The 1,987-nt window shown below is 38.8% G+C and carries 2 protein-coding genes; one reads left to right on the top strand and one right to left on the bottom strand.

Annotated elements, in window-relative coordinates; translation table 11 throughout:
• A partial coding sequence (locus tag GX437_10625; protein NLJ08114.1) for a type IX secretion system membrane protein PorP/SprF occupies positions 1 to 909 on the bottom strand: 909 nt, incomplete at its 3' end.
• Between the two features lie 277 nt (positions 910 to 1,186).
• On the opposite strand from GX437_10625, the gene GX437_10620 reads away from it, so the two are divergent.
• Positions 1,187 to 1,987: tail-specific protease (locus GX437_10620; GenBank protein ID NLJ08113.1), on the top strand; the 801-nt coding region annotated here is incomplete at its 3' end.

Genomic DNA, 1,987 nt, shown 5'->3' with positions numbered 1-1,987 from the left:
TGAAATCTCATGGCTGCCTCTGCCACCCAGTCTGACATCACTGAGGGTCATGTCATAGCTGTATCCGATCTTAAAAGGATCTTTTTTAAAGCCAATCAGAGCCATGATGGCATCAATATTACGGGAGGTCTGTCTCCACCATACACCCGTAATGAAGTTGTTTTTCATGTAATATCCACCCAGATTAAACTGGAAGAAATTTCCCTGGGTCTGGACGAGGAGGTTTGGAGAGAAAAAGCGGCTTGGTTCACGGGTATTTTCAAGAGGAATCAGCATTCCGGCATGGGCAGTGAATTTCATTGGTAAAATACTGCTTTTGTCATCAAGGAAGGTTACTTTTGGCGTATTGATATGATTGACGGCAAATCCTGAATAAAAGGTCTTGGTAAATCCTAAAAAGCCGGCACTGAAATCGATATAGGGATCCATGGTGTAAAAACCCGGAGGGATATTCTCGATGGTTTGCCTGACAACTCCCAACCGGGGATGTATCTGATCAGGGAAAATAAGCTTATCAAAATTGATTTGTTTGCGGTTGATGGATGTTTGCAGGGCAGCTTTTACGGTGAATTTTTGTGTCAGGTTCAGGTGATAGGAATACATGAAAGCAAAAGAACCTGTAGATAATTGACCTTCTCCGGCCACGTCATACATGAACTGACACCCGATACCCCCGCCAAGTGCATCAAAATGCTGATCGTACGAGCCTGCATAAGTAACGAATGAATAGGGCAAACCTACCCATTGATTCCTGTAATTCATGATAAACCGCGGGCCTTTGGCGGTGCCGGCAAAAGCAGGATTCAGATAAATCGGATTGGCATAATACTGCGTAAATTCAGGATCTTGTGCCTGAAGCCCATATTCTGATATTGTAAGAAAGATTAAAACAATAAGTAAATGTTTCATTTTTAAGAAAGTTAATTTATGTTTCAAAAGTACAACCGTAGCTCTGTCATTCCAAATTTTTTTTCTACTGAATGTGAAAACAATGCTGTGTGCCATTAAGTGCTGAAATGTAACAATTTTTTTTTCAAAATGCTTAATTCAATAAAAAGCCCGATATTCTTCAACTTAACAGGGACAATTGAATAATTATTGCATGTCCTGAGATTCGGACAAAGATATAAATTTTACCTTTGTGTTAATTAAGAAATGAACTTTTTTCAATTTTAAAAATGCTTTTATGAAAAAATGGTTTTTGTTTCCATTGGGGATTGTTGTTTTATTCGTATTCACCTCCTATAAAAAGCCTCATGCCGATAAAGACGAACGACAGGCTATCTTACAGGCCATCACGCAAACCCTTCAGATGGCTCATTATCTTGAGGTCAGATTTGATGATAATTTTTCTGAAAAATTATTTAACCTCTACCTGAAAAGACTTGATTACGGGAAAAGATTTCTGACAAAGGAAGATTATGATCTTTTGAAACAATATTACGATAAATTAGATGATCAGGTTAAGGCAACCACTTTTGAGTTTTACGATCTATCGGTGGAGTTGTTATTGAAGCGTACCGCAGAGGTTGAATCATGGTACAAAGACTTGCTTTCAACTCCTTTTGATTTCAAGGTAAAAGAGTATTACGAAACAGATGAAGAGAAGGCAGAGTATGCGGCAAATCCGGCAGCTTTAAAGGAATCGTGGCGGAAATACCTGAAATATCAGACATTAATCAGACTTTTGGATGCCTATAATGAACAGGCGAAAATGGATACAGGAACCGTGAAAAGCTTTGAAGAGCTTGAAAAAGAGGCAAGGCAAAAAGTGTTGGCTGCACATGAGGAATTTTTTGCAAGGATGAAAAAATTACGTGATTCCGACCGTTTGGCATTGTATTTTAATTGCATAGCAGGTGTTTTTGATCCGCATACCGAATATTATGCTCCCAAACAAAAAGAGGATTTCGACATTAATATATCCGGCCGGCTCGAAGGTATTGGTGCAACACTACAGGAAAAAGGTGATTATATCAAAGTGGTC

Source organism: Sphingobacteriales bacterium (assembly GCA_012517435.1).
In the GTDB taxonomy this organism is placed as follows: domain Bacteria; phylum Bacteroidota; class Bacteroidia; order CAILMK01; family JAAYUY01; genus JAAYUY01.
Note: the sequence above shows the minus strand (reverse complement) of the source record. Positions and strands in the feature narration are given on the sequence as shown.